Source organism: Shimia sediminis (assembly GCF_003990645.1).
Taxonomy (GTDB): Bacteria; Pseudomonadota; Alphaproteobacteria; order Rhodobacterales; family Rhodobacteraceae; genus Shimia; species Shimia sediminis.
Genome location: NZ_RYZK01000033.1, coordinates 1 through 1,324, shown reverse-complemented (window position 1 = coordinate 1,324; position 1,324 = coordinate 1). Strand labels below are relative to the sequence as shown.

The window sequence follows — 1,324 nt, the reverse complement described above, 5'->3', positions numbered from 1 at the left end:
GTTAGCGTTAGCAGTCCCTTTATTTCATTCGAACGAGTAAAAAAACACACTATCAGCCATGTGTGACGATGATGTTGCTGCGTTGGTCGTAGACAATGGATCCGGTATGTGCAAAGCCGGTTTCGCTGGAGACGATGCCCCAAGGGCCGTCTTCCCCTCGATCGTAGGTCGCCCCAGGCATCAGGGTGTGATGGTCGGTATGGGTCAAAAAGACTCGTACGTAGGTGATGAAGCCCAGAGCAAAAGAGGTATCCTCACCCTGAAATATCCCATTGAACACGGTATCATTACCAACTGGGATGACATGGAAAAGATCTGGCATCACACCTTCTACAACGAATTGCGTGTTGCACCTGAGGAACACCCCGTCCTCTTGACCGAAGCTCCTCTTAACCCCAAGGCCAATCGTGAAAAGATGACCCAAATCATGTTCGAAACCTTCAACACCCCAGCCATGTACGTCGCCATCCAGGCCGTACTTTCCCTTTACGCTTCCGGTCGTACCACCGGTATCGTCTTGGACTCTGGAGATGGTGTATCCCACACAGTACCCATCTATGAAGGTTACGCTTTACCCCATGCCATCCTCCGTTTGGACTTGGCTGGTCGTGACTTGACCGATTACTTGATGAAAATCTTGACCGAAAGAGGTTACTCGTTCACAACCACCGCTGAAAGAGAAATCGTTAGGGACATCAAGGAAAAACTTTGCTATGTTGCTTTGGACTTCGAACAAGAAATGGCCACCGCCGCTGCATCCACATCTCTGGAGAAGAGCTACGAATTGCCTGATGGACAGGTCATTACCATTGGTAACGAAAGGTTCCGTTGTCCTGAAGCTCTCTTCCAACCTTCCTTCTTGGGTATGGAATCTTGCGGTATCCACGAAACCGTCTACAACTCCATCATGAAGTGCGACGTTGATATCCGTAAGGACTTGTATGCCAACACTGTACTCTCTGGTGGTACCACCATGTACCCTGGTATTGCTGACCGTATGCAAAAGGAAATCACCGCTCTTGCTCCATCCACCATCAAGATCAAGATCATCGCACCCCCAGAAAGGAAATACTCCGTATGGATCGGTGGATCCATCTTGGCTTCTCTCTCCACTTTCCAACAGATGTGGATCTCGAAGCAAGAATACGACGAATCCGGCCCTGGAATCGTCCACCGCAAGTGCTTCTAAACAGTACCTGGACTGTTCATTATTTATTATCATCACTACTGTTGTATTATTACTTTACCAACTGTAGCATTATTATCCATCAGCAAAAATAAGAAACAACAACACACTGCGACGGTGGTTGCACTGCCCAGGCGC

At 48.5% G+C, this 1,324-nt stretch carries 1 protein-coding gene; it reads left to right on the top strand.

The window, feature by feature from the left end; translation table 11 throughout:
* Positions 1-58 precede the first annotated feature (58 nt).
* Positions 59-1,189, top strand: coding sequence for an actin (locus tag EK369_RS22755; protein ID WP_127116273.1), 1,131 nt, complete (start codon positions 59-61; stop codon positions 1,187-1,189).
* The last annotated feature ends 135 nt before the right edge of the window (positions 1,190-1,324 follow it).

What these genes read in the sequence shown, in the direction of transcription:
- EK369_RS22755 (WP_127116273.1), top strand. Translation starts at nt 59, where the DNA reads ATGTGTGACGATGATGTTGCTGCGTTGGTCGTAGACAATGGATCCGGT.